Origin of the sequence: Streptomyces sp. NPDC007162 (assembly GCF_040634175.1) — a bacterium.
GTDB lineage: Bacteria > Actinomycetota > Actinomycetes > Streptomycetales > Streptomycetaceae > Streptomyces.
On record NZ_JBEYFC010000542.1, the window covers coordinates 1 to 5,785 of the forward strand.

General features: G+C 70.4%; 6 protein-coding genes. 1 reads left to right on the forward strand and 5 read right to left on the reverse strand.

Annotated features, from left to right (window positions below; genetic code table 11):
• Together ABZ646_RS38550 and ABZ646_RS38555 are read right to left on the reverse strand one after the other, a co-directional pair.
• On the reverse strand, positions 1 to 421 hold a 421-nt coding region (locus ABZ646_RS38550; RefSeq protein WP_360529944.1), incomplete at its 3' end, for a TnsA-like heteromeric transposase endonuclease subunit.
• Positions 422 to 963: 542 nt separating this feature from the next.
• A complete protein-coding gene (locus tag ABZ646_RS38555; protein WP_360529947.1) occupies positions 964 to 1,593 on the reverse strand; it encodes a TetR family transcriptional regulator in 630 nt (209 codons plus the stop codon).
• A gap of 122 nt (positions 1,594 to 1,715) precedes the next feature.
• On the opposite strand from ABZ646_RS38555, the gene ABZ646_RS38560 reads away from it, so the two are divergent.
• On the forward strand, positions 1,716 to 2,708 hold the full coding sequence (locus tag ABZ646_RS38560; protein WP_360529950.1) for an aldo/keto reductase: 993 nt from the start codon (positions 1,716 to 1,718) through the stop codon (positions 2,706 to 2,708).
• A gap of 432 nt (positions 2,709 to 3,140) precedes the next feature.
• Here the strand turns inward: ABZ646_RS38560 and ABZ646_RS38565 are convergent, their stop codons facing one another.
• The 3 genes from ABZ646_RS38565 to ABZ646_RS38575 all read right to left on the reverse strand — a co-directional run.
• A complete protein-coding gene (locus ABZ646_RS38565) occupies positions 3,141 to 3,350 on the reverse strand; it encodes a hypothetical protein (protein WP_360529953.1) in 210 nt (69 codons plus the stop codon).
• Complete coding sequence (locus tag ABZ646_RS38570; RefSeq protein WP_360529956.1) at positions 3,347 to 4,474, reverse strand: hypothetical protein; 1,128 nt, start codon at positions 4,472 to 4,474, stop codon at positions 3,347 to 3,349. The genes ABZ646_RS38565 and ABZ646_RS38570 overlap by 4 nt, the downstream gene beginning before the upstream one ends.
• Positions 4,475 to 5,228: 754 nt before the next feature.
• A partial coding sequence (locus tag ABZ646_RS38575; RefSeq protein WP_360529959.1) for an MSMEG_1061 family FMN-dependent PPOX-type flavoprotein occupies positions 5,229 to 5,785 on the reverse strand: 557 nt, incomplete at its 5' end.

Sequence of the window (5,785 nt, forward strand, 5' to 3'; positions counted from 1 at the left end):
CCCGCCGGGTCCATGCGAACGTGAAGGACACGACCGGCCTCGCCAGCCGCTGGCGCGGCTTGACGTCCACGACCACCGGTCCACTGTCGGTGATCAGGAAGTAGTCCGGGATGTGCTTGCGGACCTGCCCATCCACCACGGCCCTAAGAAGGAAGGGCTGGGCCACGATGCCGTGTACCGAAGGATCGAAGTCAGCGAACAGCAGCCGGGCCAGCTCCAGCCGCGACTCGTAGACGAGGTGGTCCTGTGTCGTCGCCGCCCAGTACGTGCCGGCATAGTGCTTCTGCCCTCTGTACCAGCGGAAGGTCCGCCACGGCGCGGCCGAGGCCAGGAGACCGGCCGATGTACCCAACCATGCCTGGTCTCCGGCGACTTCACCATCGCGGTGGCGAACGCTGACCGTGACCGTGTCACCGTCCATGGCGTACCCCCAGCCCGGTCCCTCGTACGAGAACCGCGCTGCGGAGAGGCTGCCCAATGGCGGTTCAGCTCACGAGCAGGTCACACTAAAGAGTGAATGCCTTGACCGGGCAATCTCAGATTCATGGCCGATCGGCCATCGATTGGCCATTCGTCGTGAGATTTGGCCACGGTATTTGAGATCCCACACTGAGGGGGCTCGGGGCGTGCGATGGAGGTCTGCGATGCCCCGGAGTATCTGGTCCGGCGCGATCAGCTTCGGCCTGGTCACTTCTCTGAACTAAGTGGTCGGCTCCGGAAGTCCTTCGGGGGTTGACCCCGGGACGGCGCGTCTGTCGGGTGTCGCCGAACTCCGGGCTGGCACAGCCGTTGACGAGGCCTGCTACCGCCGTCCGGATGGCCACGGCCATCACCGACCGGGTGGCTGGCCGCGGGCTCGATGGTCGTCATTCCCGCGCCAGCGGACCGCGCGTGCGTCCACCAGGTCATCTTCACGGACACGTCCGGAGGTGTGCGTCGATCCAAACGGTTTGGGATTTGGTCTCAGTCCGAGCGAGGGAACATGCGCTCGACGGCGGTCACCAGTGCGGCGCGGCGGGCGGCGATGGAGGGGTCCACGGCCTGGTCTGCGGCAGCGGCGGCGATTTCGGGCTGACCCGCCCAGGTCATGGCGATCTGGTTGATCAGGGCGAGTACGTCGACCGGGTCCCAGGCCGGGTCGAGCAGCCCGATGCGCTGAGCGTCGCGGAGTTTGTCGAGCTTGCCGGCGATCGTGGCCTGGAGGGGGCTGGTGGGGTTGTCTGCGGACTCGGCCAGCTCCAGGCGGCCCCACGTGATCAGACGGTAGTGGTCCGGACGGGCCGTGAAGTGGTCGAAGAGGATGCCGGCATAACCGGGCAGGTCGGCCGGATCCAGCTGAGTCGCCTCGACGAGTGCGGTCGTCTCGCGTTCGGCGACGTGCGCGTAAAGGGCTTCCTTGCTGCGGAAGTAGGCGTAGACACGTTCCTTGCTTGTCCTGGCCTGCTTGGCGATGCGGTCCACGCGGGCGCCGGCGATCCCGTGCCGGGCAAACTCCTCCTCGGCTGCGGCGACGATCCGCTGGCGCGTGGAGTCGGCGGACTGGCCCGAGGTGGCGGCGTCCGGGGTCTGACCAGGGCTGGTGGAGCGAGGCATGAACCCAGGATAGGCGACCGAACCGTTCGGTTTTGCGCTGCACTCCGGGCGGACGTAGGGTCATACCGAACAGTTTGGTTTGGTCGGCTACGGGCTGCCGGCATGACACGAGGAGCGATCTCATGCAGCACCGCACCCTGGGACAGCAGGGACTGCGCGTCTCCGCGCTCGGACTGGGCGTGATGGGCATGTCCCTGGCCTACGGCCCCTCGAACGACGAGGACGGCATCTCCACCATCCACCGCGCCCACGAACTCGGAGTCGACTTCTTCGACACCGCCGAGCTGTACGGCCAAGGCACCGGCAGCAACGAGACGCTGCTCGGCAACGCAGTCAAGGACTTCCGCGACGAGGTCGTCCTGGCCACCAAGTTCGGCTTCGACATGACCAGCAGGACGTTGGGGAGCGGCGTCAACAGCCGTCCGGAGAACATCCGAAAGGTCGCCGAGAACAGCCTGCGCTACCTCCGGACCGACCGCATCGACCTGTTCTACCAGCACATCTCCGACCACGACGTACCGGCCGAGGAGGTAGCCGGCACTGTCGGTGACCTGATCACCGAAGGCAAGGTGCAGTACTTCGGCCTGAGTAACGTCGGCCCGCAGTACATCCGCCGCGCCCACGCCGTCACCCCGGTCACAGCCCTTCAGTATGAGTACTCGATCTTCGAACGCGAAGTAGAGGACGAGATCCTGCCGGTCCTGCGAGAGTTGGGGATCGGCCTGGTGCCGTACTCGCCGCTCGGTCGCGGCTTCCTCTCCGGCGTGGTCAAGCCCGCCGACGAGTATCCCGAGGACGACATGCGCCGCTGGGACGAGCGCTGGCAGGGCGAGAACTACGCCTACAACCTGAACGCCGCCGAGCAGCTCCGAAAGCTCGCCGCCACCAAGGGCATCACCCCCGCCCAGCTCGCCCTGGCATGGCTGCTCGCCCAGGGCGAGGACGTCGTCCCGATCCCGGGTACCCGCAGCGCCACACGTCTGGAGGAGAACGTCGGCGCCACCGACGTAGAACTCACCGAGGCCGACCTGGCCCGTATCCGGGAGGTCCTCCCCCAGGGCTCCGCAGGCAGCCGCTACCCGGCCTCGATGATGGCCGACTACCGCACCGACTGACAGCCCGTACTCCAAGTTCGGCGGTCCCGGGCAAGCGGCGGCGAGCAGCGGCAGCGTGTCCTCCCGGGCGGGGCTGTGTGACCGGGAGGACACGCCGACGCGCGCACCAGCCACGGCGCGCCCTGCTCCTCCTGGTCATCCTCCCCTCGTCCTGGGGATGAACCACCACCAGCCGGAGATGCTCCGTGTCACCAGCTAGAAGTGATCACCATCCCGAAGAAGGAGCCTTGAAGATGAGGTTCTTCTCGATGCCCTTGTCCGCGACGCTAGACCCTTCACCCATGCGGGGCGGGTCGTGGCGTCGGCAGCCCCAGCAGCACTGGTCCGCCGGGTGCCGCCGCGTCGATCTGGCCGATCTTGGATTCGGCCCCCGCGAGGCCCCGCCGCAGCGCGTAGGTGCCGGCCCTTCCTCGGCGGCCTTCACGGGTGTGGTCAGGAGGCGGGCCGGTAGGTGGCGGCCGGACCGATCGCGCCGGGCCCGAACTTCTCCCGGATCCGGTCGGCCGTTTCCTCGGCGGTGAGGCGTGCGTGCCGGGCGGCGTCGAGGCTGAGCTGTTCGGCGACCTGGCCGCTGTCGGCCAGGTCCTCGGCGCGCAGGGCGAGCGCGGTCAGCCGGCCGCGCTGGAGGCCTGCGGCGTTCATGAGCTGGTAGGTGAGCTGGCGCAGGTCGTCCTCGTGTCCGGAGGGTTCGGCCAGGCGGCGGGTCTTCTCCCACGCCGGGCTGCCGGCGAACGTGAGCGTGAGGGCGAGGGCGCGCGCGGCCTGCCGCGGCGGCGCAGTTCGGCACCGAGCTGCACGACCAGGCCCAGCAGGGCCGACCGCGCCGCGGCGCCGTCGAGGACGTCGCGGGGGAAGCGGTGCCGGACGCTGACGGAGGCGGGCAGGCGGCGGGGGGTGACGGTCCTGTGGTCGATGCCGCGGGCCCGGTCGGCCGCGATGCGGCCCGTCTTGCCCAGCAGGCGCTGCACGGTCGCGGCCGGCAGTGCGGCGAGCAGACCGACGCGGTCGATGCCGTAGCGCTTCAGGGTGGCGGCCTGGCGGGGACCGATGCCGTGCAGGTCCTGGACCGGCAGCAGGGCGAGCCAGCCGGCAGCGTCGGCGGCCTCGACGGCCAGGACGCCGCCCGGATCCGCGACCTGTGCGGAGGCGGTCGCGGCGACGGTGACGGTCGGGCCGATGCCGACACGGACGTCGATGCCGTAGCGGGAGACCGTCCGCAGCCGCAGGATCTCCCCGAGGCGGGCAGCGGTCGCCCGGTCCGGTTCGGCGGTGCGCGGGTCGGCCGGGCCGGAAGGCTTGGCGCGGCGCAGCAGGGACAGCACCGGCTCCCAGGGGGTGAGAACCGGTGCGGGCAGCACGGGCGACCAGTCCCACACCCGCACCCAGGCCCGCGGTGGAAGGCCGGACGAGGAAGGGTCGTAGTCGGCGAGTTCCTTCGGGCCGGGCACAGAGCCGCAGGTGTCGGCCAGCTGCGCGTGCAGGTGCACGGCCGCCTCGGGCGGGCAGTGGTGGTACAGGTAGTCGACGAGCCGGGCGCCTTCCGGCGTCGGGCGGTGGGCCAGCATGGCAGGAAGCAGCTCGATGGCCTTCTCCCACCAGGTGTCGGCCTCCTGGATGCCTGGTGCGGTGGCGTCGGGCGGCAGCTGCTGGAGGTGAGCGGCCAGCAGCCGGTCGCGCAGCTGTGGGTCTGCCTTCCCCACCTGCCGCACCAGCACCGCGATGCGCTCGTCCAGGGGCACCCCGGCGCGGGCGTCGGCCGCTGCCACGTCGAGAACCGCCCGCGCCAGCAGCGGGCCGAAGAAGGCCTCCGGGTGGTCCGCGCGACCTCGTCCAGATCCCGGCGAAAGACGGCGCTGTGCCGGATGGCCGGGTGCGTGCGCTGCACACTGGCCTGCAGCAGGACGGCGAGCACGGTCCGGGTCAACGGCAGGCACGGATGCGCAGGGCCTTCCTCGAGGCGGCGGGACGAGGGGTAGGCGGTGCGCCGCAGAGCCAGGAGCAGCTCGGCGGCCTCATAGACGGGCAGCCGGGCGGTGCGCTCTCGGGTCTCGTCGCCGGGCGAGCCCCCGTCCTCAGTGGCTGTCCGGAACTCCTGGTCGTGCTCGGTACGCACGAAGGCGGCCAGCAGCATCTCCACCGTGCGGATCCAGTCCTCATCGCGCTCCGCCACCGGGATGTCGCCCGCCCAGTCGGCGGCCAGCCGCAACAACCAGCCGTCCGCCACTCTGGGCTCGCGCCCCTCGCGGGTCAGGGCGGACACCACGGTGCGCACCTTCGCGTGCAGGCCGATGCCGGGTCGGGCGGCCAGGCGCAGCAGCGCGCCCATGGCCTCCGGGCCGGCCGCCGCCACTTGTGTGGCGTGCTCGGCCAGCCACGTCCGTGCCCGCTCGGGGGCGACTTCGGTGAGATGGTCGAGGTAGGGGGACGCGGGCCAATAACGGGCTGACCCGCGATTGATCTTGGGGCGGGCTGGCCTGGGGGTTCGGTTGGTGGGTGGTTCAGCAATCGCAGGACGGCCCGTTACTCGTACCGGTACTTCAGCGAGTCCGCCTCCGCCTGCTCGACGTCAGCGATCGTCAGCTCCGGCATCCGCAGCTGCGCCAGCGTCACCTCGGCCGAGGTCGGCTGGGCGTCCGCCGACAGCCACTGCTCCGGCTTCCAGGCCCCGCTGCGCAGCAGCGCCTTGGGGCAGTGCGGGTAGACCTCCTCGATCCCCAGCACCAGCGCACTGGCCGGCGGCTTGCCCACGGCCGTCAGCTGCGACAGCAGCTCCGGGCGGGTGGAGACGCAGGCCCGGCCGTTCACCCTGAGCGTCGTGGTGCGCCCCGGGATAACGAACAGCAGCCCGGCCCGTCCGGTGGCGACGACGTTCTGCAGGGTGTCCAAACGCTTGTTGCCGGTCGCGTCCGGTATCGCCACCGTCCGTGCGTCCAGGACGGCGACGAACCCGGCGGGACCGCCGCGCGGGGAAACATCACAGTTGCCCTCGGCGTCCGCGCTGGCGACCAGGACCAGCGATGAGCAGCCGATCAACCTTCGAGTCTGCTCGGTGAGTTCGGTCATCTGCTTGCGCACGG